This window comes from Kitasatospora sp. NPDC127121, from assembly GCF_042677305.1.
Classification (GTDB): domain Bacteria; phylum Actinomycetota; class Actinomycetes; order Streptomycetales; family Streptomycetaceae; genus Kitasatospora.
In genome coordinates this window covers 1-25,955 of sequence record NZ_JBHXTQ010000055.1, presented here as the reverse complement: position 1 = coordinate 25,955, position 25,955 = coordinate 1, and the positions used below count along the sequence as shown (strand labels likewise).

20 protein-coding genes and 1 riboswitch are annotated in these 25,955 nt (G+C 71.8%); of the genes, 9 read left to right on the top strand and 11 right to left on the bottom strand.

Features of this window, described 5'->3' with window-relative positions:
* Window positions 1–85 precede the first annotated feature (85 nt).
* Window positions 86–841, top strand: coding sequence for an ABC transporter ATP-binding protein (locus tag ACFVHI_RS24855; RefSeq protein ID WP_380342858.1), 756 nt, complete (start codon window positions 86–88; stop codon window positions 839–841).
* A gap of 30 nt (window positions 842–871) precedes the next feature.
* Window positions 872–3,439: an ABC transporter permease gene (locus ACFVHI_RS24850; protein WP_380342808.1), complete on the top strand. Its 2,568-nt coding sequence runs from the start codon at window positions 872–874 to the stop codon at window positions 3,437–3,439.
* Between the two features lie 254 nt (window positions 3,440–3,693).
* Here the strand turns inward: ACFVHI_RS24850 and ACFVHI_RS24845 are convergent, their stop codons facing one another.
* From ACFVHI_RS24845 to ACFVHI_RS24825, 5 genes are all read right to left on the bottom strand, one after another.
* Window positions 3,694–3,888 carry a hypothetical protein gene (locus ACFVHI_RS24845; protein WP_380342806.1) on the bottom strand — a complete coding sequence of 65 codons (195 nt, stop codon included), beginning with the start codon at window positions 3,886–3,888 and terminating at the stop codon, window positions 3,694–3,696.
* A 188-nt stretch (window positions 3,889–4,076) separates the two neighbouring features.
* A complete protein-coding gene (locus tag ACFVHI_RS24840; protein WP_380342804.1) occupies window positions 4,077–4,250 on the bottom strand; it encodes a hypothetical protein in 174 nt (57 codons plus the stop codon).
* A gap of 442 nt (window positions 4,251–4,692) precedes the next feature.
* On the bottom strand, window positions 4,693–5,076 hold the full coding sequence (locus tag ACFVHI_RS24835; RefSeq protein WP_380342855.1) for a Scr1 family TA system antitoxin-like transcriptional regulator: 384 nt from the start codon (window positions 5,074–5,076) through the stop codon (window positions 4,693–4,695).
* Between the two features lie 336 nt (window positions 5,077–5,412).
* The gene (locus tag ACFVHI_RS24830) at window positions 5,413–6,408 is read right to left on the bottom strand and encodes a ribonucleotide-diphosphate reductase subunit beta (protein WP_079136257.1); all 996 of its coding nucleotides are present in this window, start codon (window positions 6,406–6,408) and stop codon (window positions 5,413–5,415) included.
* A gap of 20 nt (window positions 6,409–6,428) precedes the next feature.
* A complete protein-coding gene (locus ACFVHI_RS24825) occupies window positions 6,429–8,852 on the bottom strand; it encodes a ribonucleoside-diphosphate reductase subunit alpha (RefSeq protein ID WP_380342852.1) in 2,424 nt (807 codons plus the stop codon).
* 191 nt (window positions 8,853–9,043) lie between these two features.
* Window positions 9,044–9,186, bottom strand: a riboswitch (cobalamin riboswitch).
* 421 nt (window positions 9,187–9,607) lie between these two features.
* Between ACFVHI_RS24825 and ACFVHI_RS24820 the strand changes: the two genes are divergently transcribed.
* The 5 genes from ACFVHI_RS24820 (at window position 9,608) to ACFVHI_RS24800 (ending at window position 16,104) form a co-directional block, all read left to right on the top strand.
* Entirely contained in the window at window positions 9,608–10,645 is a 1,038-nt protein-coding gene (locus ACFVHI_RS24820; protein WP_380342802.1) for a hypothetical protein, read from the top strand.
* 140 nt (window positions 10,646–10,785) lie between these two features.
* Window positions 10,786–12,240, top strand: a complete 1,455-nt coding sequence (locus tag ACFVHI_RS24815; protein ID WP_159398436.1) for a glycoside hydrolase family 26 protein — start codon at window positions 10,786–10,788, stop codon at window positions 12,238–12,240.
* Between the two features lie 182 nt (window positions 12,241–12,422).
* Complete coding sequence (locus tag ACFVHI_RS24810) at window positions 12,423–13,322, top strand: hypothetical protein (protein WP_380342799.1); 900 nt, start codon at window positions 12,423–12,425, stop codon at window positions 13,320–13,322.
* A 118-nt stretch (window positions 13,323–13,440) separates the two neighbouring features.
* Window positions 13,441–14,892 carry a glycosyltransferase family 2 protein gene (locus tag ACFVHI_RS24805; protein WP_063347871.1) on the top strand — a complete coding sequence of 484 codons (1,452 nt, stop codon included), beginning with the start codon at window positions 13,441–13,443 and terminating at the stop codon, window positions 14,890–14,892.
* 15 nt (window positions 14,893–14,907) lie between these two features.
* Entirely contained in the window at window positions 14,908–16,104 is a 1,197-nt protein-coding gene (locus ACFVHI_RS24800) for a glycoside hydrolase family 113 (RefSeq protein ID WP_380342795.1), read from the top strand.
* Between the two features lie 7 nt (window positions 16,105–16,111).
* Here the strand turns inward: ACFVHI_RS24800 and ACFVHI_RS24795 are convergent, their stop codons facing one another.
* Window positions 16,112–18,280, bottom strand: a complete 2,169-nt coding sequence (locus tag ACFVHI_RS24795; protein ID WP_380342792.1) for an acyltransferase family protein — start codon at window positions 18,278–18,280, stop codon at window positions 16,112–16,114.
* A 135-nt stretch (window positions 18,281–18,415) separates the two neighbouring features.
* Window positions 18,416–18,910: a GNAT family N-acetyltransferase gene (locus ACFVHI_RS24790; RefSeq protein ID WP_380342789.1), complete on the bottom strand. Its 495-nt coding sequence runs from the start codon at window positions 18,908–18,910 to the stop codon at window positions 18,416–18,418.
* Window positions 18,911–19,317: 407 nt separating this feature from the next.
* On the opposite strand from ACFVHI_RS24790, the gene ACFVHI_RS24785 reads away from it, so the two are divergent.
* On the top strand, window positions 19,318–20,277 hold the full coding sequence (locus ACFVHI_RS24785) for a helix-turn-helix domain-containing protein (protein WP_380342786.1): 960 nt from the start codon (window positions 19,318–19,320) through the stop codon (window positions 20,275–20,277).
* A gap of 25 nt (window positions 20,278–20,302) precedes the next feature.
* On the opposite strand, the gene ACFVHI_RS24780 is transcribed toward ACFVHI_RS24785, so the two are convergent.
* The 4 genes from ACFVHI_RS24780 to ACFVHI_RS24765 all read right to left on the bottom strand — a co-directional run bounded on the left by ACFVHI_RS24780 (window position 20,303) and on the right by ACFVHI_RS24765 (window position 24,281).
* On the bottom strand, window positions 20,303–21,091 hold the full coding sequence (locus ACFVHI_RS24780; RefSeq protein WP_380342784.1) for a histidine phosphatase family protein: 789 nt from the start codon (window positions 21,089–21,091) through the stop codon (window positions 20,303–20,305).
* Window positions 21,092–21,246: 155 nt separating this feature from the next.
* Window positions 21,247–22,860, bottom strand: coding sequence for a monocarboxylate uptake permease MctP (mctP, locus tag ACFVHI_RS24775; protein ID WP_063347866.1), 1,614 nt, complete (start codon window positions 22,858–22,860; stop codon window positions 21,247–21,249).
* Window positions 22,857–23,123: a DUF3311 domain-containing protein gene (locus tag ACFVHI_RS24770; RefSeq protein ID WP_350879663.1), complete on the bottom strand. Its 267-nt coding sequence runs from the start codon at window positions 23,121–23,123 to the stop codon at window positions 22,857–22,859. The genes mctP and ACFVHI_RS24770 overlap by 4 nt, the downstream gene beginning before the upstream one ends.
* A 366-nt stretch (window positions 23,124–23,489) precedes the next feature.
* The gene (locus ACFVHI_RS24765) at window positions 23,490–24,281 is read right to left on the bottom strand and encodes a GntR family transcriptional regulator (protein ID WP_244293370.1); all 792 of its coding nucleotides are present in this window, start codon (window positions 24,279–24,281) and stop codon (window positions 23,490–23,492) included.
* 337 nt (window positions 24,282–24,618) lie between these two features.
* On the opposite strand from ACFVHI_RS24765, the gene ACFVHI_RS24760 reads away from it, so the two are divergent.
* Window positions 24,619–25,911, top strand: a complete 1,293-nt coding sequence (locus ACFVHI_RS24760; RefSeq protein WP_063347864.1) for an extracellular solute-binding protein — start codon at window positions 24,619–24,621, stop codon at window positions 25,909–25,911.
* The last annotated feature ends 44 nt before the right edge of the window (window positions 25,912–25,955 follow it).

Genomic DNA, 25,955 nt, shown 5'->3' with positions numbered 1-25,955 from the left:
GTGCCCCGGACACCCTTCGAAGTGCACCGACTCGCACCTTGACCCGCACCTCGACTCGCGCCTTCGGACAGGAGCCCCTCCCGTGATCGCCAACCCCCTTGCCCTGCAAGCGACCCCCGGGGTCGCGGCCGCCGTCGTCGACCTGACGAAGACCTACGGCGGCGGCGACACCCGGGTCACCGCCCTGGACCGGGTCAGCGTGGCCTTCCGGGAGGGCGAGTTCACCGCGATCATGGGCCCGTCCGGCTGCGGCAAGTCCACCCTGATGCACTGCGCGGCCGGGCTCGACACCCCCACGTCGGGGTCGGTGCGGATCGGCACGACGGAGCTGGGCGGCCTGGGCGACCGGCAGCTCACCCGGCTGCGGCGGGACCGGGTCGGCTTCATCTTCCAGGCGTTCAACCTGCTGCCCACCCTGACCGCGCTGGAGAACATCACGCTCCCGCTGTCGCTAGCCGGGCGCACGCCGGACCGGCAGTGGCTGGACCGGGTGGTGTCGATGGTCGGGCTCTCCCAGCGCCTCGACCACCGGCCGGCCGAACTGTCCGGCGGGCAGCAGCAGCGCGTCGCGGTCGCCCGGGCGCTGGTCGCGCGGCCCTCGATCGTGTTCGGCGACGAGCCGACCGGCAACCTCGACTCCCGGGCCGGGGGCGAGGTGCTCGGCTTCCTGCGCGGCTCCGTCAGGGAGTTGGGGCAGACGGTGGTCATGGTGACCCACGACCCGGTGGCCGCCGGGTACGCGGACCGGGTGGTGTTCCTGGCCGACGGGCGGCTGGTCGACGAGATGGCGCACCCGACGCCGGACCGGGTGCTGGACGTCATGAAGTCCTTCGCCGGCTGACCCCGCACCCGCCACTTCCGAAAGCTGATCATGCTGACCACAGCCCTGCGCAACGTCCTGGCGCACAAGGCCCGGCTGCTCATGACCGTCCTCGCGGTCTGCCTCGGCGTCGCCTTCGTCTCCGGCACCCTCGTCTTCGCGGACTCGACCGCCGCCGTCCAGCGGGCGGCCGCGTCCCGCACCTTCGCCGACGTCGCGGTCAGCGTCACCGCGAAGGAGCCCGTCGCCACTCCTGACCAGCCGGGCGTATTGACCGACGTGCTGGCGCGCAGGCTCGCGGACGTGCCCGGCGTCGCGGCGGTACGGCCGTCGGTTGACGGGAGCGCCACCTTGAACGCGGCCGACGGCAGGCCGCTGCGGGTCAAGCGGGGTACGAACCTCGCGGCCGCCTACGTCCCGGGGCGCGACGGCAAGGACGTCCGCTACCCCGTGGTCGAGGGGCGGGCCCCCGCCGGTGCCGACGAGATCGCCGTCGACCGGGGCACCGCGGCCGCCGGCCGGTACCGGGTGGGCGACACGATCACGCTCGCCACGGACGGCCCGGCCCTCACCGCGCGCCTGGTCGGCACCGTCACCACCGGGGACACCCGGGTCACGGCCGGCGGCACGCTCACCCTGTTCGACCGGGCCACCGCACAGCGGCTGTTCGCAACTCCCGGGAACTACACCAGCCTTGAAGTCTCCGCCGGACCGGGCGCCGGCCAGTACGAGCTGGCGGAGCGGATCGCCGCCACCCTGCCGCCCGGCACGGCCGAGGTCACCACCGGACAGGCGCAGGCGGACCAACAGGCCCTCTACGTCGGCACGTTGACCCGGGGCTACCAGAAGCTGCCGATGGTCTTCGCCGGGGTGTCGCTGTTCATCGGCTCGTTCCTTGTGGTCAACACCTTCACCATGCTCGTCGCCCGGCGCACCCGGGAGATCGCCCTGCTGCGGGCGGTGGGCGCGACACGGCGCCAGGTGGTGCGCTCACTGCTGGCCGAAGCGGCGCTGGTCGGCGTCGTCGCGTCGATGGCGGGGTTCGCCCTCGGGCTCGGCATCGCGGCCGTACTGCCCGGACTGCTGAGCGGTGACGGGAACCAGGTGCCGAAGGGCCCGCTCGTCATCGGGCCCCGGCCGGTGGCGGCGGCCCTGTTCGTCGGGGTCGGCGTGACGGTGCCGGCCGCCTGGCTGCCGTCGCGCAGGGCGGCGCGGATCGCGCCGATCGAGGCGCTGCGGGCGGCGGCCGCGCCGCCCGGCGGGCGCTCACGGCTGCGTCCGATCGCCGGGGTGGGGCTGCTCGTGCTCGGCGCCGGCCTGCTGACCGCGCTCGCGCGTTCGGCCGAGGACGCCTCCGAGGAGAACCTGCGCAACGCGATGCTCGGCTGCGGGGTCCTGGTCGTCGCCCTGATCGTGCTGGCGCCGACCCTCGCCGTCCCGGTGATCCGGCTGACGGGCCGCCTCACCCGGCGGTTCGGCGTCGCCGGCTTCCTGGCCCGGCAGAACGCGCTGCGCGACCCCCGGCGCACGGCGGCGACCGCCGCCACGCTGCTGATCAGCACGGCACTGGTCAGCGGGCTCGCCACCATCGGCCACTCCACCGGGCAGGCCCTCGACCGGCAGACGGCGGACGGGCTCGCGGCCGACTACGTGATCAGCACCGGCGACACCATGACCGGCATCGACCCGGCCGCCGTCCAGCGGGTGGCCGGCGCCCCCGGGGTGCGCGGCGCGAGCGCGGTCGCCGACTCCACGGCGGTCATCGGCGGCAAGGTACGCGAGATCTCCGGCATCGACCCGGCCGACGTAGAGCCGGCCGACGTAGAGCCGGACGGCGTCGGCCAGGTGCTGAAGCTCGACTTCGTGAGCGGCTCCGCGCAGGACCTCGGGCCCGGCCGGATCGCCGTCTCCAGCAGCGTCGCCCGGGAGACCGGAGTCAGCACGGGAGGCCAGGTCAACGCCCGCCTCGGCCGGAGCGAGGAGTTCACGCGGTACACCGTCGTCGGCGTCTACCAGGACAACCCCACCGCCCACGACGCGGTCGGCGCCCGGGCCGACGTGCAGAAGCACAGCTTCAAGCCCGGCTCCGTCCAGCGGATCCTCGTCCGGGGCGACGGCGTATCGGGGGAGGGGCTGCGGGCGGCGGTCGGCAACAACCCGCTCCTGAAGGTGCAGGACCGGGCCGAACTGGTGCGCGAAGCGGCGGGGACGATGGGCGACCTGCTGACGCTGATGTACGGGCTCCTCGGCATCGGCGTCGTGATCTCCGCCCTCGGCATCGTCAACACCCTGGCCATGTCCGTCACCGAACGGACGCGCGAGATCGGCGTCCTGCGCGCCATCGGCATGGAGCGTGGGGGCATCCGTCGGATGATCCGCCTGGAAGCCGTGACGGTCGCGGCCTTCGGCACCCTGCTCGGCCTGGCCGCCGGCCTGTTCGGCGCCTGGGCCGTCGGCGCGCTGGCCGGCGGCGCGGTCAAGCAGTACACGCTGGCCGTGCCCTGGGGGACCCTGGCCCTCCTCTGCCTCGCCTCCCTCACCATCGGAGCCCTCGCCGCCACCCTCCCCGCCCGCCGGGCAGCCACCCTCAGCCCCCTGGAGGCGGTCGCGGCGGCGTGAGCGCCCCGCCTGCCCGACGGTCCCCGCCCGGCGCGAACGCCGGGCGGGGACCGTCAGCGCCGGGTCGGGCACGGGCTGTCCGGCCAGATCCTGTGGGGGCACGCGATCACGTAGTGGCCCGACCAGCGGCTGTCGGACACCCAGCGGGACCACACCACGTCTGCGGCACCCTCTAATTGCTCGATCGCGCGGAGTCGCCGTGCCTTGGTGGGAAGCCACGGATCGCCGCCCGGCGTGTGCTCCTCGTACCGCGCCTAAAGCCAGTCGGCCGCGTCGGCCGCCGTCTCCCAGGTGCCCCGGATCTGGGCGGTGGGCCGCAGCAGCCACCAGCCGGTCATCATCGGCGGGAGTTCCGAGAGGCCGAACCGTGCGGCCTCGATCGGGCGACGCTCCGGCTCCTTCGCCAGCAGTCGGCCGTCACCGGCCCACTCGTAGCCGTGGAAGTGCAACTGTGCTTCTCCTCGGAGACGTTGAAGCCCCGGCCGCCCGCACGGTTGAACTCGACCCGGGAGAGGTCGAGTTCGTACAGGTTGCGCTCAGTCATCGCCTGCACCTTCCGGTATCGCTTCGGGGCAGCACGGAACGGCCCCGCCCCGCCCAGGACTTGGGCGGAAGACTCAAGGGGAGGGGAGGACCGTCACCGCCACAGGCTGATGCGGGTGGTGAGCTGGTCGGCCGGCACCTGACGCGACGGGCTGTCCGGCTCGAACAGTGGCCGGACCAGCGCCCGGCCGTCCTGTGCCCCCACGATTTCGACCAGGCGCCCGGTCGTCAGGTCCCTCCGGACCGGGTTGTTGTCGATCCGCTCCATGAGTTCCGCGTGCGTACGGCGACGTGTGGTGCCAGGCGGCTGTGTGAAACCGTCAGTGGGTATGGAGCGCTTCTGTGGCTCTCGAATCATTTCGGCGAGTCACCAAATTACCGGGGCGTTTGGGGTTATTCCTGCACGCTTTCCTGTTCCCGACAGAACTCTCCACGGCCCATTTCAGGTGGTCGCTCCGGATGCGTGCGCAGGAAGTCGGACTGGCCGACTTCCTGCGCCGCGAAGGTCCGCTGGGGTCATTCCTGCCGGGTGTCTCGGCTATTGGCAGAGATCCTGCGGCGTCTGCCGCTCAAGCTTCTGCTCAAGGGTTGCCAGCTCAACCTGCTTCTTGTCCGCGCCGTTTTCGGCGGAGGGTTCTGGCGTCCTGCCGCCCTGGGCCTGCGATCCGTGCTGAATCCGACCTGCTTTCCATTGCGGCTCCCTTGGCGTTTTATTCCTGAAAGAACTCGTCCCGGATTCCTTCGATAAGGTCCCGCATGTCATCTCCATGTAGTGCCGCGGCGTCTAATCTGAGGAATGTTGACATGTAGAGAGCGACATCCCTCGGATCGCGAGTTGTGATCTCTGAATGAAACGTCTCCACAATGGCCAGGCGATCATCATGCATGCTAAAGCATGTCATCGGAAAGTCCGGCATCAGCCTTTTGGCGGGAAGAACTCCGATGGTTAAATTGGGAATCCGGGACAGCGAAACCAGGCGCTCGAGCTGCGTAGCAATGATGGCAGGAGGGCATATCCGCCACCGCAGGACATGCTCACAAATGACGAAATGGAACTCTCTCTGGCTGTCGTACAGTACGGCCTGGCGCTCCAGTCATGCCGCGATCGTCTTTGCCTTGGCTTCCTTGTGCTCCCTGAAGGGCAGGGCGTGAGCCAGAGCAATCTCCCGGTACCGGCGGTACTCGTCGAGGCGGTCCTCGGGCAGCAACTCTGCGCCGAGAACTGTCCTGCGTCTGCGTAGTCCCCGTGGGCGCAGGGTCAAGAAACCGATCTTTCCAGAGCGGGAAAGTGGTTGGGCCGCCCCCGTTCGGCGTGAATGCCGGGCGGGGGCGGGGGAGTTCAGAGGTGATGAGGCGGTCGGGTCGGTACAGACAGAGGTGCCCCGCGCGGCGGTGAGCCGGGCGGGGCACCTCTGGTGTGTCTGAGTGCTTTAGAAGTCGTCGTCGAAGGCGACGGAGCCTTCGACGGCGACCTGGTACGCGGAGACGCGGCGCTCGAAGAAGTTGGTCAGCTCCTGGACGTTCTGGAGCTCCATGAAGCCGAACGGGTTCGTCGACCCGTAGCGGATCGGCAGGCCGAGGCGGGCGAGGCGCTGGTCGGCCACAGCCTCCAGGTACTGGCGCATGGAGTCGGTGTTCATGCCGGCGAGGCCGTCGCCGCACAGGTCCTGGGCGAACTGGAGCTCGGCCTCGACGGCCTCTTCCAGCATCTCCGTGACCTGCTTGGCCATCTCGTCGTCGAAGAGGTCGGGCTCCTCCTCGCGGACCGTGTCGACGACCGACATCGCGAAGTCCATGTGCATGGACTCGTCGCGGAACACCCAGTTGGTGCCGGTGGCCAGGCCGTGCAGCAGGCCGCGCGAGCGGAACCAGTACACGTACGCGAACGCGCCGTAGAAGAACAGGCCCTCGACGCACGCCGCGAAGCAGATCAGGTTCAGGAGGAACGCGCGGCGGTCCTCCTTGGTCTGCAGCGAGTCGATGTGGTCGACGGCGTTCATGTACTTGAAGCAGAACTGCGCCTTCTGGCGGATGGAGGGGATGTTCTCCACCGCGGCGAAGGCCGCGTTGCGGTCCTCGGGGTCGGGCAGGTAGGTGTCGAGCAGCGTCAGGTAGAACTGGACGTGCACGGCCTCCTCGAACAGCTGGCGCGACAGGTACAGCCGCGCCTCCGGGGAGTTGATGTGCTTGTAGAGGCTCAGCACCACGTTGTTGGAGACGATCGAGTCCCCGGTGGCGAAGAAGGCGACCAGGCGGCCGATGAGGTGGCGCTCGCCCTCGCTGAGCTTGGCCAGGTCGGCGACGTCGGAGTGCAGGTCCACCTCCTCGACGGTCCAGGTGTTCTTGATCGCGTCCCGGTACCGGTCGTAGAACGACGGGTAGCGCATCGGGCGCAGGGTCAGCTCGAAGCCGGGGTCGAGCAGCATCTTCTCGCGGTCGGGGGTGCTCACTGGCAGGCCTCGCAGGACTCGGGGTTCTCCAGGGAGCAGGCCAGCGCGGCCTCCTCCTCCGGGGTGAGGGTCGGGGTGTTCACCGGCACGGGCGCGGACGCGGACGCGGGCGCGGCGGCGCGGGCGGCACCGGAGGCGGCCTGGGCGATCCGGGTCGCCGGGCGCGAGCGCAGGTAGTAGGTGGTCTTGAGACCGACCTTCCACGCGTAGGCGTACATCGAGCTGAGCTTGCCGATGGTCGGCGCCGCCATGAACAGGTTCAGCGACTGGCTCTGGTCGAGGTACGGCATGCGGGCCGCGGCCAGGTCGATCAGCGCGCGCTGGGGCAGCTCCCAGGCGGTGCGGTAGAGCGAGCGGACCTCGGCGGGCAGCCAGCCCAGCTCCTGGACGGAGCCGTTGGCCTCGCGCAGGGCGTCGCGGGTCTGCTGGTCCCAGACGCCGAGCTCCTTGAGCTCGCGCACCAGGTACGGGTTGACCTGGAGGAACTCGCCGGACAGCGTCTCGCGCTTGAACAGGTTGGAGACCTGCGGCTCGATGCACTCGTAGACGCCGGCGATGGACGCGATGGTCGCGGTCGGCGCGATGGCCAGCAGCAGCGAGTTGCGCAGGCCGGTCTCGGCGATGCGGGCGCGCAGCGCGGTCCAGCGGTCGGCCCACTGCGGGGCGGCCGTCGGGAAGTGGTCGATGTGCAGTTCGCCGCGGGCGGCGCGGGTCTCGCCGTAGGCCTCGTGGCGGCCCAGCTGCTCGGCCAGGTCGGCGGAGCGCTCGTACGCGGTGAGCATGATGCGCTCGGCGATGAGGGTGGAGAGCCGCGCGGCCTCGGCGGAGTCGAAGTCGATCCGCAGCTTGAAGAAGACGTCCTGGAGGCCCATCACGCCGAGGCCGACCGGGCGCCAGCGGGAGTTGGAGGTGCCGGCCTCGGTGGTCGGGTAGAAGTTGATGTCCACCACGCGGTCGAGGAACGTCACGGCGGTGCGGACGGTGGCGTCGAGGCGCTCCCAGTCCATGGCGCCGAGCAGGTCGTCGACGGAGGCCCCGGGGGCGACGTGGGCGCCGAGGTTGACCGAGCCGAGGTTGCAGACGGCGGTCTCGGAGTCGTCCGTGACCTCCAGGATCTCGGTGCACAGGTTCGAGGAGTGCACCGTGCGGCCGGGCAGCGCGGTCTGGTTGGCGGCGCGGTTGGAGGCGTCCTTGAAGGTCATCCAGCCGTTGCCGGTCTGCGCCAGGGTGCGCATCATCCGGGCGTACAGGGTCTGCGCGGGGATGGTGCGCACGGCCTTGCCGGCCAGCTCGGCCTTGCGGTAGGCCTCGTCGAAGTCGGAGCCCCACAGGTCGACGAGCTCGGGCACGTCGGCGGGGGAGAACAGCGACCAGTCCTCGTTGGCGTTGACCCGGCGCATGAACTCGTCCGGGATCCAGTGCGCCAGGTTGAGGTTGTGGGTGCGCCGCGCCTCCTCGCCGGTGTTGTCGCGGAGCTCCAGGAACTCCTCGATGTCGGCGTGCCAGGTCTCCAGGTAGACGCAGGCCGCGCCCTTGCGGCGGCCGCCCTGGTTGACGGCGGCGACCGAGGAGTCGAGGGTGCGCAGGAACGGGACGATGCCGTTGGACTTGCCGTTGGTGCCGCGGATCAGGCTGCCGCGCGAGCGGATGCGCGAGTAGGACAGGCCGATGCCGCCGGCGTGCTTGGACAGCCGGGCGATCTGCGCGTAGCGGTTGTAGATCGAGTCCAGGTTGTCCAGCGGGGAGTCGAGCAGGTAGCAGCTCGACATCTGCGGGTGCCGGGTGCCGGAGTTGAACAGGGTCGGCGAGGAGGTCAGGTACTCCAGCCGGCTCATCAGGCCGTACAGCTCGGCGACCTCGCGCACGGACTGCTCGCTGTCGCCGACCGCCAGGCCGCAGGCGACGCGGAGCAGGAAGTGCTGCGGGGTCTCGATGACCTTGCGGGTGATCGGGTGGCGCAGCAGGTAGCGGGACTGCACGGTGCGCAGGCCGAAGTACTCGAAGCGGTCGTCGCCGTGCGCGTCGATCAAGGCGTCCAGGGCGGCGGCGTGCTTGGCGACGAAGGCGGCGGTGGTGTCACCGATCAGGCCCTCGTCGTGGCCGACGGCGATCGAGGCGGCGAAGGAGCGCGAGCCCTGGCTGTTCGCCTCGTCGACGATCTCCAGGGCGAGCAGCCGGGCGGCCAGCTTCGAGTACTGGGGGTCCTCGGCGATCATCGACGCGGCGGCGTCCACGGCCAGCCCGCGCAGCTCGGCGAAGTCCGAGCCGGCGTGGCGGCCGCGCAGCGCGGCGGCGGCGACATGGCCGGGGTCCACCTGGGGGAGATCGACGCTGCGGTCGGTGAGCAGCCGAAGGAGCGCGCCGCCGGGGTCGGAGACCGTCGGGTCGGTGGAGGCGGGGCCGGTGCCCTGGGCGGGCAGGGTGGCTGAGGCAGCGGTGGTCAAGGCGCTCTCTCCTGGCGGCGATCGGCGGCGGTGATCGGGGGGTACCGGGCCGTTCGGGGCAGGGGAGCACGGCACGTACGCAGAAAGCGTCGCGCGACAGTGGCGTCCCCGGCCCGCCCGCGAGGCCCGGAAGGTAGTTCTCGTGCTGGCGCGGCCTCTGCGGGAGGGCCCGTGCGCACACCGTCGGCAGGTACTCGGACTCGCGGTGCGGCTGCTGGAGCCGCCCGCTCACCGCTGCGGGGCAGTCCCGGATTCGCACCGGGTTCCCCTGCATCGACAGCAGGATTGAGCATACATCTTGTGGTGTCTCTCTGATGCGACCCCACATGTAGTACGGCGCGGTGTGTCGGCGCGATAACCGGGGGTGCTGGGAGGGGGCGGGTCGTGGCCTTGGGGCGCCTCGGATCCGGGCTCCCGGGGCCCTGGTTCCGGGCTCCGGCGTCCTGGTTTCGATACGGAACGGTCACCGGGCGGACCGGCTGGCGGGGGCATGCCCTACGATCTGGGCGCATGAGCGAGCGAATCGCCGAGGGGCGCGTTTCGCGAAGCGATCATCGAGCGAAGCGAGGGGGCGCGTGAGCGACGGAACTGGCGCACCCGGGCAGGGTCCGCAGGGAACGCCTCCCACCGGGCCGGGGGACGCGCACGGTCAGCAGCCGCCGGTGGTGCCCGGTCCGGTGTTGCCGCCGAGCGGGGGCTTCGGGCCGCCGCCGGCCTCGTACGGACCTCCGGTGCCGCCCGCGCAGCCGGTGGCGCAGCCCGGTCCGCCGGGGCAGCCTCCGCTGCCGCAGCCGGGCCAACCGCGGCAGCAGCTGCCGCCGCAGTGGCAGCCGAACCCCCAGCCGCATCCCCAGGCGCATCCCCAAGGACACCCGCAGGCGCACCCGCAGCCGTACCCGCAGCCCCAGGCGCCGCAGCGCGCCGAGCCGAACTGGCAGGCGCTGGCGGACCGCAACGCGGCGGACGACAAGCGCCGCCGCCGGTTGCGGGCCCTCGGCGTGGCGGTCGCGGTCGTCCTGGTCGGCGGCCTGGTCGCGGGCGGGACGGTGCTGCTGACGAAGGGCGACGGCGACAAGCCGACCGCCGGGCCGACCGCCGGGCCGACCGCCTCGGCCTCCAACCGGCCGTCCTCCGCCGCGCCGAGTGCCGCACCGAGTGCCGCCCAGAGTGCCGCGCCAAGTGCCGCCGGCACCCCGGGCGGCGCGCCGGACGACCCGTCGAAGCCGATCTGGGAGGCCGCCACCGACCCGGCGCCGCAGGACGCGGGGGCGCTGTTCTCCGCACTCCAGGTGACGGTCAACGGCGCCACCTGGAACCGGACCTTCGTCTCGCTGGACTCGCCCTGCTGGGACGGGAACTCGACGACCGGCGGGCTCGGCAAGGTCCTCGGTGACCAGGGCTGCCAGAAGGTGCTCCGGGCGACCTACGTCTCCGGCGACAGCGCGGTGACCGTCGGCGTCGCGGTCTTCGACCATAAGATCCAGGCCGAGACCTCGATGAAGAGTTACACCGGCCACCTCAAGGGCGCCGTCGCGCCGGGCGCGCCGGCCTTCTGCGCCACGCCGGGCTGCACCAACACGCACAACACCCTGGGCCGGTACGCCTACTTCACGGTCGAGGGCTCGGCGAAGGGCGGCGACACCGCTGACGCCGCCGCCACCGCGGCGGCCGCCGGCTTCGGCGAGCACGTGAAGGGCCAGCTGCTCCAGCGCGCCAAGGCCGCGTCCGCGGCCGCGCCGGGTGCGCCGGGGGCCGCCGCGGCCGGCTGATCCGCCGTGACACCCCGGCCCCGGCGGGTTCGCTCGCCGGGGCCGGGGGAGTGTGGCAGGCTCTCGGGGCAGTCATTCGCACGAGTGTTCCGGTTGTGTCCGCCTGGGCCGGTGCCGGCGAGCAACCGGAGGAGCGGTCCGTGGCCCTGCCCAGAGCCCTGCGCGGCAAGCCCGCCGTCCTGGCCGCGGCCGGGGTCGTGGTGGCCGCGGGCGCCGTGGCGCTGTTGCAGCGTGACGGCCGGGCCGACGGCGAACAGCCCGCCCGCGTCCCGGTGGCGGTCGGTTTCTCCGGCCGTACCCTGCCGCCGGAGGTCGGCCGGGACCTGCTCGCCCGGGACCCGCAGGCCTCGCCGAACGCCCGGGCCGTCCAGCAGCTGCTCGCCGACCTGGAGGGGCAGGCCCGCACCGGGCAGAGCGGCGGGACGGTGATCGGCCAGCACGTCGAGGCGCACAACGAGCGCAACAACCCCGAGTACGGCGACTACCGCGGCACCAAGCAGGTCGGCTACTACTACAAGAAGGCCGCCGACCTCACCGGCAAGCTGCCCGGCTTCGTTGAGACCGACCTCGGCCCCGGCTACGGCCAGACCGGCTGGGGCGTCGGCGACCCGCGCTCCTACTCGGCCGGCCGGTGGCCCACCTGCCGGGCCGGCTGGCAGTACACCGACGACGCCGTCGACCTGCTCTCCGCCGTCTGGTCCGGCCACCCGCGCGCCGACGACGGCAGCTACGGCACGGCCGGCGTCCAGCACAACTGCGACGGCACCACCACCGAACTGCCCGACAACGGCGGGGGGCCGGCCGGGATCGTCGGCATGTCCTTCCACCAGCCCTACCCCGGTTCGGACGTCAAGTCCTTCGAGCAGGTGCTCTGTTCGAACTCCCCGGCCGCCAAGGACAAGGGCTGGTTCGGCCGGGTCGTCGACAGTGCGCACGACACCCCCGAGTACCGCGCGCTGATGACCGACCTGTCCTACCTGGCCGACCACCTGGAGTACCTGGCCGCCCACGACGTGCCGGTGCTGCTGCGCCCGTACCACGAGATGAACGTGCAGGACTGCGCCCGCAGGTTCTGGTGGTCGGGCCAGAAGCCGGCCGACTACCAGGCGCTGTGGCGGATCACCTACCGCTACCTGGTGGAGACCAGGGGCCTGCACAACCTGCTGTTCGTCTGGACGCCGGTGTCCTGGGACGGAGCCCCCGGCGCGGACCCGTGGGACTACTACCCGGGCTCCCAGTACGTCGACGTGGTCGGGGTGGACGACTACAGCGGCAGCCCCGCGCACCCGATCGGCACCGGCGAGGTGTGGACCAAGCGGTACTACGATGGGCTCGCCGCCTACGGCAAGCCGCGGATCCTGGCCGAGTCCTTCGCCGTCCCGGTCAACTCCCGCCAGCCGGACACGCTGCGGCGCACGCCCTGGACGATCTGGACGGTCTGGGGGCAGTCGCTCACCTCGGACAACCTGACGCCGGACCAGCCGCGCAACTCCGGCGCGGACGTCAACGCCACCTACCACAGCCCGCTGGCGCTCACCGGCGGCGCCGGCCCGTTCGGCGCGAACGTCGACTGGGGTGGCCTGCACGTCCGTTGAGCCGCCCCGCGCGTTCGTCGAGCCGCCCCGCACGTCCGCCGAGCCGGTCGCCGCGAGGTGCGCTACACCACTGAATTCCGTTGAACGGCCGGAATACCGTGTCCGTTGTGCCGTGTGGCATCCTGTGGCGGCGAAGCCGAGGGGCTGACGCCGGGACGGGCCCGGCGGGGCGGGGGTGCGGGATGGGACAGGCGCGTGCGATGCGCGCGGCCGGCGGCATCGCCGTCGGCTGGGGCGTGGTGCTGCTCGGCTGGGCGGCGTACAACTGCTTCGGCCAGGTCGGGTTCGCGACCTACGTCAAAGGCATCTTCTACTACGGCGGCACCTCGGTGGACGCCGAGACCGGCAGCCTCAACTACGGCCTGATCTACCTGGTTTCGGGAATCCTGCTGCTGCGCGGGCGCACCTGGGCGCTCGGGGTGGCGGCTGGCGTCGCACTGGTCGAGGGGTACAACCGGGTGCGCAGCCTGACCGGCGCACTCCTGGACAAGCCGCAGCGGGAGTGGTTCACCAGCACCACCGAGGGCGGCCTCAAGCTCGCGACCTTCGCGCTCGGCGTGGTCGTCACCGCGGCGCTGATCCTGCTGCTGGCCCGGCTGAAGTGGCGGGAGCGGGGGGCGTCGGAAGCCGCCGCGGCGTCGGGCGGACAGCTGCACTGGTCGCTGCTGCAGACGATCCCGGCCGAGCCGGCCCCGGGCCCGCAGCCGTTCCAGCAGCAGCCGTTGCAGCACCAGCCCGCCTGGCCGCAGCAACAGCAGCAACAGCCGCCGCAGCCGCAGGCCGCCTGGCCACCGCAGCCGCCGTTCCAGCAGCAGCCGCAGCCCGCGTGGCCGCAGCAGCCCCCGGCGCCGCAGTCGCAGCCCGCCGCCTGGCCGCAGCCGGCGCCGGCCCAGCCGTCGCAGCCGGTGCCGTACGCGCAGCAGCCCACCCAGCCGGCCCCGCACCCGTCGACGCTCGCCCAGCAGCCGTGGCCCGCCGCGCCGCCGGTGACGCCCGGTCCGGTCGCCCCGGGCCCGGTCGCGCCCCCGGCCGACCGCCCGCCGACGGACCGTCCGCCGACGGACCGCCCGCCGCAGGCCTGAACCTCCGCCGCAGCCCCGAACCTCCGCGGGCCTGGACCGCCGCAACCCCGGACCGCCCGCGAACGACCCGGCTCCCGCACGGGATCGGCCCGACACCAGACGAGGAGCGACTTTCGCCATGCCATCGACAGCCCCCGCACGGACGGTGCTCACCACGTCCCGCGAGGCCGCCCGGCTCGCCGAGCGACAGATGTCGTGGAAGCCCCGGGTCCTCCCGTTCTACTTCTCCTTCACGGTCATCTTCGCCTTCTCGGTCTGGGCCTACGTGCCCAACCCCACCCCGCTCGGCTGGACGATCACCATCCTGTGGGGGATGCCGGTGTTCGGCGTCCTGATCGGCTTCCAGGGTGTGCTGATGGTCCGCCGCCGGCTGCGCCAGGTGAGCCGGATGACGCCGGCCGTGCCGGTCGAGGACGACTTCCTGATCGTGCTGGTGCCGACCATCGGCCGTCACGACACCTATCCGGCGCTGGAGCGCTCGGTGCTCTCGTACGTCGAGCACCTGCCGGCCTACTTCCCGTGGATGCGGGTGGACGTCCTCACCGAGGAGGGCTGCGCGGCCGCCGAGAAGATCGACGGGCTGGCCGCCCGCAACCCGCTGATCCGGGTGGTGACCGTGCCGAAGGCCTACGAGACGGCCAACGGCACCAAGTTCAAGGCCCGCGCCAACCACTACTCGCACGAGCTGCGGATCGAGGAGGGCGAGGCCGAGGACGACGTCTGGGTGCTGCACATGGACGACGACACCGGCGTCGGCCCGGACACCGCCGCCGCCGTCGCGCAGTTCGTCAACCGGCAGCGCCGGGCCGGGGACGACGCCAAGCACATGGCGCAGGGCATCCTGACGTACCCGCGGGAGAACGCCGTCTCCACCTTCACCTGGCTCGCCGACGCGATCCGCCCGGCCGACGACATCGCCCGCTTCCGCGCGATGACCGGCACCGGCACCCCGATCGCCGGTGTGCACGGCGAACTGCTCCTGATGCGCTCCTCGGTGGAGGCCACCATCGGCTGGGACTTCGGCCCGAAGACCATCGTCGAGGACGCCCAGATGGCGCTGAACTTCTGCCAGCGCTACCCGGGCCGCAGCGACTGGTTCAACGGGCGCTGCTACGGCGCCTCGCCGGCCGGGGTCAAGGACTTCCTCAAGCAGCGCGAGCGCTGGGCCTGGGGCCTGGTCGCGCTCTGCTTCAACAGGACGATCCCGCTGCGGTACCGGCTGTTCATCGGGATGGGCATGGTCAGCTGGGTGCTCGGCCCGCTCCAGCACGTCGGCCTGGTGCTGCTGGTCGCCTGGTTCACCGGCACCTGGAACACCTCCCCGGTCACCCAGTCCGTGGTGCTGGTCTGGTCGATCAACTTCGCCTACGTCATCTGGACGTACTGGGAGGGCCTGCGCCTGAACGTCGTCGCCTCGGCGAACCACCGGCGCAAGTGGTGGGAGCCGATCGTCGTGGTGGCGGCCATCCCGCTGTTCTCGTTCCTGGAGGGCTGGGGCGGCCTGCGCGGGCTGATCAAGTTCCTCAAGGGCGAGGAGAACAAGTTCGTCGTCATCGCCAAGCCGGCCTGATCGGAGGTCACCGCTGTGAAGCGCCCCGTCATCTTCATCCTGCCGACCGTGGTGGTCGCCATCACCGTCGGCGTCCCGGTGGTCTGGGGGGACCACCCGCTCAAGTTCGTCCACCAGCGCCCGACCGCCGTGCACTGGGCCGGCTCCGCGACCGAGCAGGGCCGGGTCTGGGGCTTCGGCAAGGACGCGCCGCCGGCCGAGGACACCGGCCCCAAGGTGGCCCGCCCGTGGGTCGAGGGCAGCCCCGAGTGGGGCGTGCAGGTGTACTGGCTGGACGATCCGGCGGACCCGGACAACTTCGTCCAGGGCAAGGTCGACCGCATCGTCAAGTACGTGGTCGGGCTGAACGCCAACTCCCTGTCGGTGACCTTCCCGTACTACACGACGGGCACCAGGTCGAACGCTGTCGCCGCCCGGCCGACCACCCCCACCCCGGAGCGGCTGGCCCTGCTGCTGGACGCCGCCCACCGGGCGGGCCTGCGCACCACCATCCGTCCGATCATGGACGAGGACGTCTTCGACTACCTCAACACCCTCAAGTGGCGCGGCAACATCGCGCCGACCGACCGGGACGCCTGGTTCGCCAGCTATGCCGCCTTCCTGACGCCCTACCTGAAGACCGCCCAGGAGCACTCCGCGGCCGAGGTCACCATCGGCACCGAGTTCAACTCGCTGGAGGGCGACCCGCGGTGGCCCGGTCTCATCGACCAGGCGCGGAAGACCTTCCACGGCGAGCTGGTGTACGACGCGAACTTCGACAACTGGTCCAAGGGCCCGATAGCGGTCCCGGCGGACGGCACGGGCGTGGACGCCTACCCGCCGGCCAAGTCGTCCGGTGACGATGCCCCGGTCGCCGACCTGAAGGCCAGCTGGAACGCCTGGCTCGACAAGCGCGGCAGCGGGCCGCAGCCGACCACCAAGCTCACCGAGGTGGGCATCCCGGCGCAGAAGGGCGCCTACAAGACACCCGGCGAGTACTACAAGAAGACCGAGCTGAACGAGGCCGTCCAGGCGACCTGGTTCACCGCGGTCTGCCAGGTGGCGCAGGAGCGCAAGCTGCGCGGGCTGTACTTCTGGTCGCTGTACTTCGGCATCGACCCGAACCTGCCGACCAACAAGGACACCCCGCGGATGGACTACGCCGGGCGCCCGGCCTCCGAGCAGGCGATCCGCGACTGCTTCGCGCAGACCTACGAACTGCCGCCGTCCTAGGCTCCGGCTAGGGCGTGGCCCGGCTGGGCTTGGCCGAACTCGGTTGGCCCGTCGGCTTGGTGGCCGCTGGCGTAGGGGTCGGTGCGGATGTGGGCGTCGGTGTCGAGGTCGGAGTCGGGGCGGCCGGGGGCGGCCCCGACGGCGGCCCGGTCATTCCGTCCGCGATCTGCTGCTCCAGCCACGGCGTCACGAACCGCATGCCGGCCGGAGTGAGGTGCACCCCGTCGTTGGCGGGGGTGACCCAGTGGCCGTCGCGGTCCTTCCACGCGCAGGTCTCGTACGGGCAGAAGAAGGTGTTGAGGTCGACCAGCCGGACGGCGCCGGCGGTGGCCTTCACGTAGGCGGCGACCTGCTGGTCGTAGCAGGTGCCCCAGCCCTTGTTGATGGCGCCGTTCTCGACCCGTTCGTTCATCAGCAGCACCCGGGCGCCGGGCGCGCGGCGACGGACCTGGTCCACGGCCTGGGTGAGCTGGGCGGTGTAGCGGCTCTTGTAGTCCTCCTCGCAGGGGCTGAGCCAGCTGCCGTCGAGGTACTGCTCGGCGGCGTCCCAGCCGAGGTGGATCACGACGGCCTGCGGGGCGGCGCCGGCGAGCTGCCGGTCCCACGCGGCGGCCCGGTCGCGGCACTCCCGGCTGGTGTCGAACTCCTCGCCGGAGGTGGTGCGCACCTTGTCCGGGTCGAACACGCCGCAGCCGCTGATCCCGCCGTCGACCACCCGGTAGCGGTCGCCGTGCCGGTAGAGGCCGGTGGCGAGGTCCTGGGCGAAGGAGTCGCCGAGGACGAGGACCGCGGGCTTGCCGCTCGGCCCGGACCGCATGTCGTACTGGACCCAGGCGGGCAGGTACCAGGCGCCGGTGGTGGCCACCGCCGTGGCGACGGCCAGCAGCGGGACGGCCGGGAAGGCCCGCCAGCGCAGCACCCGCAGCTTCTCGGTGCCGGTGTGCATCAGCCAGGCCAGCACCCAGGAGAGCGGTGCGCCGATGGCGAGCAGCAGTTGCGGCGAGATGTCGTCGACGTAGTGCTGGAGCAGCCAGTACACCGGCAGGTGGAGCAGGTAGAGGCTGTAGGAGATGGTGCCGGTGAGCCGCAGCGGGGGCAGTGACAGCAGCCGGACCAGCGGGCCCCGGTCGTGGCAGAGCGAGGCGGCCAGGACGGCGGCCAGCGCCGCGACCACGGCCAGCCCGCCCTGGTAGAGCAATGGTTCGTGGTAGCCGCTGACGGACAGGCTGGCCCAGACCAGGCCGTCGAGGGCCGCGGTCCCGAGCAGGGCGGGTGCCAGGACAGGACCTAGGGTGCCGGCCGCTGCGGAGCGGTCGAGCAGGCGCCGCCGGGAGCGGGTGACGCCGTCGTCGTCGGGGGCCGCCGCGCGGACCTGGCGGCGCAGCCGCAGGTAGACCGCGAAGGCGGCGGTGGCGCCGGCCGCGAAGCCGACCGCGCGGGTCTCGGTGCCGAGGTAGAGGCGGTCGCTGTTGTCGCCGTTCCACATCAGCGGGGCGACGAGCGCGGCGGCGACGAACAGCCCGGCGGTGACGACGCCGGTCGCGCGCAGCGAGCGGCGGCAGAGGCCGAAGACCGCGAGCAGCAGCAGCGGCCAGAGCGCGTAGAACTGCTCGGTGATGCTGAGCGACCACATGGCCGCGAGCGGGTCGATGGAGGCGAAGTGCTGCCAGTAGGCGTCGCCGCGGGCCAGTTGGGCCCAGTTGGCGACCTGGCCGAGCGCGGCGAGCGCCTGCGGGCGGAGGTCCTTGACGTCCCGTAGCGGGCTGACCAGTGCGGACAGCGCGACGACGAGGAGGACGGTGGCGAGCAGTCCGGGCAGCAGCCGCTTGGCCCGGCGGCGGTAGAAGACGCCGAGCCGGATGCCGTCGGTGCGGTCCAGTTCACGGATCAGCACCAGGGTCACCAGGAAGCCGGAGAGGACGAAGAAGACGTCCACGCCGAACAGGCCGTTCTGGAACCAGTTGGTGTGGTAGAGCAGGACGGAGGCGATGGCGAGGCCGCGCAGCCCGTCGACCGCCGGGAAGCGGACGGAGGGCGGCAGCGGCCCGCGCGGCCGGGGCGTCGGTGCGGGGATCGCGTAGCGGCTGGTGGCCGGGGGCTCGATGCCCCGGGACGTGCGCATGTCCTGGAGCGTGGGGCCGCTCGCGGGCGTGCCGAGGCCGGGCCCGTCGTCCATGTGGTGCGTCCCCCCGGGATCGGTCGGCTGCCGCGACGTGGCATCAGACGTGATCTGTGGTTTATATCAAAAGACGTCCGTTGATCGTCTGTCGGTCACCGGGGAGAGGTAGGGCCGACGACGTCCCGGCCTGGCTCAGAACGCCAGGCTGTAGACCATCAGGTCCATGCCCGGGTACGGGGACCAGTCGCGCTCGGGGGTGCGGCGGAAGCCGGTCCGCTCGTAGACGCGGTGGGCGGCGGTCATCTGCGGGCGGGTGGAGAACGCCATGCCGTCCAGGCCGAGTGCGCGGCTGCGGGCGATGGTGGCGCGGACCAGGGCCTCGCCGACGCCCCGGCCGCGGGCGGCCGCGGCGGTGGCGAGCATCCGGATCTCGCCCTCGCGGGGGCCGGCGATGTCGGCCCACTCGGTGCCACCGACGGCGTAGGTCACGCAGCCGAGGACCCGTCCTTCGGCCTGGTCGACCGCGACCAGGAGTTCGGCCTCCCGGGCCCGGCGGGCGGCGTCGCGCAGGAGCTCGACGTAGCTGCTCTCGGGCGAGGTGTGGCCGTCGCCGACGAAGGCCTCGACGGTGATGCGGCCGGCGTCGTCGAGGTCCTCCGGAAGGGCCTGGCGGATGAGGATGTCCATCCCGTCAGTGTGCCGGAGCCGTCCGGGGTGATGATCTCCGGGGTGGCCCGGACCGGGAGGGTGGCCGGGTCGGCGGAGGGGCGCAGCGAGGCGGCGGGCATGGTGCCGTACAGCCGGTCCAGGCGTTCCGGGCCGGCCGGGTAGCCGCCCGGGCGGTGCCAGTTGTCGCGGCCGGTGGCGGCGCCGCGGGCGACCTCCCGGCCGATCAGGGTGCCGAGCAGGCCGAAGCCTCCGACGGCCCCGACCAGGGCGATTGCGCTTGCGAGAGTGCCGGTGTCCATGGCTCCACTCTGGTCGGGCGGGGCGGCGGCCACGAGTGGCAGGAATGACTGATCTCATCGAAAAACTGCCACCCGGGCCTGCCCCGGCCTTCCGTCGCCGGTGCTGGCCGGGGCATCCTGGGCGGCATGCTGAAGAACGTGGTCGCGGTGGTGCTGGAGGAGATCCACCCCTTCGAGCTCGGTGTCGCCTGTGAGGTCTTCGGCCTCGACCGCACGGCCGACGGCCTGCCCGGATACGACTTCGCGATCGCCGGCGCCCGCCCCGGGCCGCACACGACGCACTCCGGGTTCGCGGTGGACGTCCCGCACGGCCCCGAGCGGCTGGCCGGGGCCGACCTGGTGGTGGTCACCGCGACGACGATCCGCCTGGAGTACCCGGAGCCGCTGCTGGCGGGGCTGCGCTCGGTGGTGGCGGACGGCGGCAGGGTGCTGTCCATCTGCAGCGGCGCCTTCGTGCTCGGCGCCGCCGGGCTGCTGGACGACCGCCGCTCCACCACCCACTGGCGGCACAGCGAGGACCTGGCCCGGCGCTTCCCGCGGACCGCCGTCGAGCCGGACGTGCTGTACGTGGACGACGACCCGGTGATCACCTCGGCCGGGACGGCCGCCGGCATCGACGCCTGCCTGCACCTGGTGCGCAAGGCGCAGGGCGCCGAGGTGGCCCGGGGGATCGCCCGCCGGATGGTGGTGGCGCCGCACCGGGAGGGCGGGCAGGCCCAGTTCGTGAGCCGCCCGCTGCCCGGCGGCGACGGCGACTCGCTGGCGCCGCTGCTCGACTGGATGCGCCACCACCTGGACCGGGACTGCACCGTCGAGCAGTTGGCCGCCAGGGTCCACATGTCCCCGCGCACCTTCGCCCGCCGCTTCCAGCAGGAGACCGGTACCACGCCGCACCGCTGGCTGACCGGGCAGCGGGTGCTGCTCGCCCAGCGGCTGCTGGAGTCCACCGCCGAACCGGTGGACGCGATCGCCGCCCGCTGCGGCTTCGGCAACGCGGCCGCGCTGCGGCACCACTTCGGGCGCCGGCTGGGGACCACGCCGCTGGCCTACCGGCGCTGCTTCGCCGGCCCGGACGACGAGGCGTGACCGGACGAGGAGGTGCGACGGCTCGTCAGTTCTCCAGGGCGAGGTGGTCGACGCTGTTCCAGCGGTCCGGGTGCAGCCGCCCGTCCTGGGCGCGCCACAGGCTGGTGGAACAGTTGCGCACGGGCGCGAGCGCGGTGAGCCGTTCCTCGGTGAGCCGCTCCAGCACGTAGCGCAGCATCAGCACCGTGCAGTCGTGCGCGACCAGCAGGACGGGCCGCCCGGCCTCCTCCTCGCAGAGGTCCCGCAGCAGGCTGCGCACCCGCAGCGCGACGTCGGCCCAGGACTCGCCGCCGGGCGGCCGGTAGTACAGCTCGCCCATCTTGCGCCGCCGGGCGGACTCCTCCGGGTGCTTGGCCTCGATCGCGGCCCGGGTCAGCATCTCCAGGACGCCCAGCTCGCGGTCGCGCAGCCGCTCGTCGTGGCGCACGGCGAGGGTGACCGGGACGGCGCCGAGCCCGGCGGCCTGGGCGAGCGCGATCCGGGCGGTCTCGGTGGTGCGCACGTAGGGCGAGCACCAGACGCTGCGCGGGCGGTCGGCGCTGGGCAGGGCGGCCCACCAGCGGCCGAGTGCCTGGGCCTGCTGCTGGCCGTGCAGCGACAGCGGGATGTCGGCGTCCCGGCAGCTGATCGGGACGCTGAGCGCGCCGGCGGCCTCGGCCAGCTGGAACTCGACGTTGGCGGTGGACTCGCCGTGCCGGGTGGCGATCAGCACGGACGGCAGCCGGGTGGCCGACGCCGGGCGGTGGGTGGTGAGGTGGTGCGGGCTCTGGGTGGACTGGTGCTGGCCGTTGAGGGTGGTGCCGAGTTCTGCCATGGCCGCGTGCTCCCCGTGGGTCGATCAGTTGCCGGCCGGTCGCCGGTCCGGTCTGGTGGTGCCCTGCGAAGGCGGCTGTTCATACATATGATCGCGCCGCCTTCTCCAGTGTTCACGGAGAGGGCGGCGCGATCACAGGGCGCGTGCGGCGCGAATCAGTGCGCCGCTACGGGCTCCGGCGCGTTCTTCGGCTCCTCGTCGCCGGCCTCGGCGCTGTAGTCGGCGGGCCTGGTCTCGTCCGGGCCGTCGGGCGCCTTGACGGCGCGCAGCACCAGGGTGAGCGCCACCGCGACGATCAGGTTGAGCGCGAAGGCGGTCAGGCCGATGTAGCCGATCTCGCCGATGCCGGGGATCGCGGCCGCGTTGCCGCCGAAGTGCTTGGTGGCGGGGCTCGCGATGCCGTAGGCCTTCCAGGTGCCGTAGGCCATGCCGGCCGCCCAGCCGGCGAACAGCGCCCAGTGGTGGAACCAGCGGGTGAACAGGCCGCCGACGATCGCCACGAAGGTCTGCAGGATCCACAGGCCGCCGAGCAGCTGGAGGTTGATCGCGGCCTGCTTGTCCATGCCGAGTACGAAGACCAGCGCGCCGACCTTCACCAGCAGCGAGACCAGCTTGGCGATCCGGGTCTCGTCCGCCGGGGTGGCGGCGGGCTTCAGCCACTCCTTGTAGACGTTGCGGGTGAACAGGTTGGCCGCCGCGATCGACATGATGGCGGCCGGCACCAGCGCGCCGATCCCGATCGCCGCGAAGGCCACGCCGGTGAACCAGTCCGGGAACATGTCGGCGAACAGCTGCGGCACGGACAGCTGGGCGTTGAACTTCTTGTCGCCCTTGCCGACGCCCGCCGCGATGGCCATGAAGCCGAGCAGCGCCAGCAGGCCCAGCATCAGCGAGTACGCGGGCATGATCGCCATGTTGCGGCGCACCGTGCCGCGGGACTTGGAGGCCAGCACGCCGGTCACCGAGTGCGGGTACATGAACAGCGCCATCGCCGAGCCCAGCGCCAGCGTCGCGTACGTCCACTGCTTGTCGCCCGGGAGGGTCAGCGAGCCGGGGGACTTGGGGGCGCTGAACTTGTGCGCGGCCGCGTCGAAGATGTGCCCGTAGCCGCCGAGCCGGATCGGGATGTAGATCACCGCGACGATGATCACGATGTAGATCAGGGCGTCCTTGACGAAGGCGATCAGCGCCGGGGCGCGCAGCCCGGAGGAGTAGGTGTACGCGGCCAGCACGCCGAAGGCGAGGAACAGCGGCAGGTCCTTGACGAACCAGTTGGCGTTCTCGCCGCCGCCGACGCCCAGCACGTCCAGCACCGCCTGGATGCCGACGAGTTGGAGCGCGATGTACGGCATGGTGGCCAGGATCCCGGTCAGCGCGACGACCAGGGAGAGCGGCCGCGAGCCGTACCGGCCGCGGACGAAGTCGGCCGGGGTGACGTACCCGTGCACCCGGGAGACCGACCAGAGCCGGGGCAGGAAGAGGAAGACCAGCGGGTAGGCGACGATCGTGTACGGCACCGCGAAGAAGCCCGCCGCACCGGTCGCGTAGACCGCGGCCGGGACGGCGACGAAGGTGTACGCGGTGTAGAGGTCGCCGCCGAGCAGGAACCAGGTGACCCAGGTCCCGAAGCTGCGGCCGCCCAGGCCCCACTCGTCCAGGTGCGCCGCGTCGTCCGCGCGGCGCCAGCGGGAGGCGAGGAAGCCCATCACGGTGACCAGGGCGAAGAACAGCACGAAGACGGTGAGGGCCGTGACGTTGACGTGGCTCATCGCGCGCCACCGGCCTTCCGCGCCGCCTTGCGGGCCTTCTCGTCCCGGTTGATCAGCAGGTACGCGGCCACGGTGAACACCGCGGACACCGGCACCCAGAGCAGCTGGTACCAGTAGAAGAACGGCACCCCGCCGACGCCCGGGTCGGTCTTGTCGTACGAGGACACCCACAGCATCGCGACGATCGGCACGAGCAGGGCGAGCCCGGCCAGCACCCGTTCGGGGGTCACCGCGGGCACCCGGTCCCCGGGTGGCTCGGGCATGACAGGTTCGACGGTATCGGGATCAGACGGCATCTTCGGCTCCGCTCCGGAGGGTTCTCCCCGTCGGCGCCGCAGCCCGCGGGGCACCGCACGCCCCCGCGAACCCGCCGAGCAGCACCATCGGTGATCGACAGTCAGTACGGCTGCGCAATCTAGGGCATGGAGTGATCCATGTCACCGGGGTCGGCGCAACTTCCCGCCATCCGGACGGCTACCGGTCGTATTCGACCGGTACTGCCCCTCCCGTGACGCGAACGGGCACCGGCGCGCGCGGGTCGCGCGCGCCGGTGCCCGTGGTGCGAGGGGGAGTGCTCTGCCCTGAGCTACTCCGCCCCGAACTGCCTCGCCCGAACTGCTCCGCCCGGACTACTCCGGGCGCTTGAGCCGGGTGATGAACTTGTAGCGGTCGCCGCGGTAGATCGAGCGGACCCACTCCACCGGGTCGCCGTCGGCGTCGAAGGAGTGCCGGGAGAGCTGGAGCATCGGCAGCCCGAGGTCGGAGCCGAGCAGGCCGGCCTCGCGCGGGTTGGCGAGGGTGGTCTCGATGGTCTCCTCGGCCTCGGCCACGGTGACCCCGTACACCTCGCGCAGCGCCGCGTACAGCGAGTTGTGCTTGGCGAGGTTGCGCCGCAGCGCGGGGAAGCGCTTGGCGGACAGGTGGGCGACCTCGATGGCCATCGGGTCGCCGTTGGCCAGTCGCAGGCGCTCGATCCGCAGCACCCGGCCGCCGGGCTTGATGTCGAGCAGCGGGGCGAGCCGGTCGTCGGCGGTGATGTAGCCGATCTCGATCAGCCGCGAGGCGGGCTCCAGGCCCTGGGCCCGCATGTCCTCGGTGTAGGAGGTGAGCTGGAGGGCCTGGGCGACCTTGGGCTTGGCGACGAAGGTGCCCTTGCCCTGGATGCGCTCCAGCCGGCCCTCGACGACCAGTTCCTGCAGCGCCTGGCGCACGGTGGTGCGGGAGGTGTCGAACTGGGCGGCCAGCGCGCGCTCGGGCGGGACCGGGGTGCCGGCGGGCTGGGTCTCGGTCAGCTGGAGCAGGTGGCGCTTGAGACCGTAGTACTTGGGGACGCGCGCGGTCGGGTCGGCGCCGGCCTGCGTCGGGAGGTTTTTCACCTCGGGGTCGTTGACCTGGGCGGTGGTTCCCCCGTCGCTGCTCATCGGACCTGTTCTCCCGCTTCTCGCGGGGCCTTTACGGGCCCCGCCACATAGTTAACGGGTGACATCGTTGCATGTATGGCTACGGAACGAATACCTCATCACGCGATGAACGATGTGCGGTGTCGGCTTGATAACGGGTGGTCCGGATCGGTCGAACAGCCGTTGACAGGCCCATTGGTCTAGGCCAAGCTCCAGGCATCTGGTCTACACCACTAGGCCGGTCACTATGAATCCCCCCACCCGCTCGAAGGGGTCCGCGGCACCTTTCCCCCCGCTTTACGTGGGTCTGCCGCTGCCGCCCGACGGGGGTAACCCAGGCATCCCTCAGGAGGATGGCGTGAAGCGTCAGCTCATCGCGGCGGTCGGCGTCGCAGCAATGGTCGTCGGCCTGGCGGCCTGTGGCTCGGACGGCAAGAGCAAGGACAACGCCGGTTCGAACTCGTCGTCCGCGGCGGGCGCCAAGAACTACAGCGGCAAGACGCTGAAGGTGTGGCTGATGACCGGCTCCGCCCCGAAGGGCTGGACCGACGCGGTCAAGAGCGAGTTCGAGACCACCTACCCGGGCTCCAAGGTCGACTTCCAGATCCAGGAGTGGGACGGCATCGGTCAGAAGGTGACCGCCGCGCTGTCCGAGGGCTCGGTCGACGTCGTCGAGCTCGGCAACACCCAGACCTCCGGCTACGCGGCCTCGGGCGGCCTGCTCGACATCACCAAGGACAAGTCCGCCCTGGGCGGCGACGGTTGGAACGCCAACCAGAACGAGGCCGCCCAGCTGGACGGCAAGCAGTTCGCCGCCCCGTGGTGGGTCTCCAACCGCGTCGTCGCCTACAACAAGGACCTCTGGGCCAAGGCCCAGCTGACCGACGCGCCGAAGACCCTGGACGAGTTCTACGCCGACCTGGACAAGCTGAAGGCCACCGAGGGCGTCGCCGACCCGATCTACCTGCCGGGTCAGGAGTGGTACACCTACTTCGGTCTGCTCACCGGTGAGGGCGGCAAGATCGCCAAGAAGGACGGCGACAAGTGGGTCGGCGGCCTGTCCTCGCCCGAGGCGCAGAAGGCCTTCGAGACCTACAAGAAGCTGCAGGGCTACTCGGCCACCGGTCCGAAGGACAAGGACGAGGCCACCCCGCAGCAGAAGGACGTCTTCGGCAAGGGCAACGTCGGCACCATGATCGCCCTCGGCTGGGAGCTCCCGGCGGAGAAGGACATGGCGAAGGACAAGATCGGCTTCTTCCCGCTCCCGGGCAAGACCGCTGACAAGCCCTCCGGCGTCTTCCTCGGCGGCTCGAACCTGGCGATCGGTGCGCAGAGCAAGAACACCGACATGGCCAAGGACTTCCTGAAGATCGCCCTCAACGACAAGAACGAGGGCGCGGTCGCCGCCGCCGGCAACATCCCGAACAAGGCCGCGCTGAACAGCCAGCTCACCGGCGACTTCGCGAAGGCCGCCCAGTCCGCCTCGGCGGTCGGCGCGGTCACCCCGATCACCCCGAACTGGGCGAGCGTCGAGGACAAGCCGAACCCGATCAAGGAGTTCCTGACCGCGGCCCTCCAGGGCGGCGACTACGCGGCCACCGCGAAGAAGTACGACGACGAGATCGCGAAGCGGCTCAACCAGAAGCAGTAGGCACCGAGCGGCGTCGCTCACCGACCCCCGGCGGGGGGTCGGTG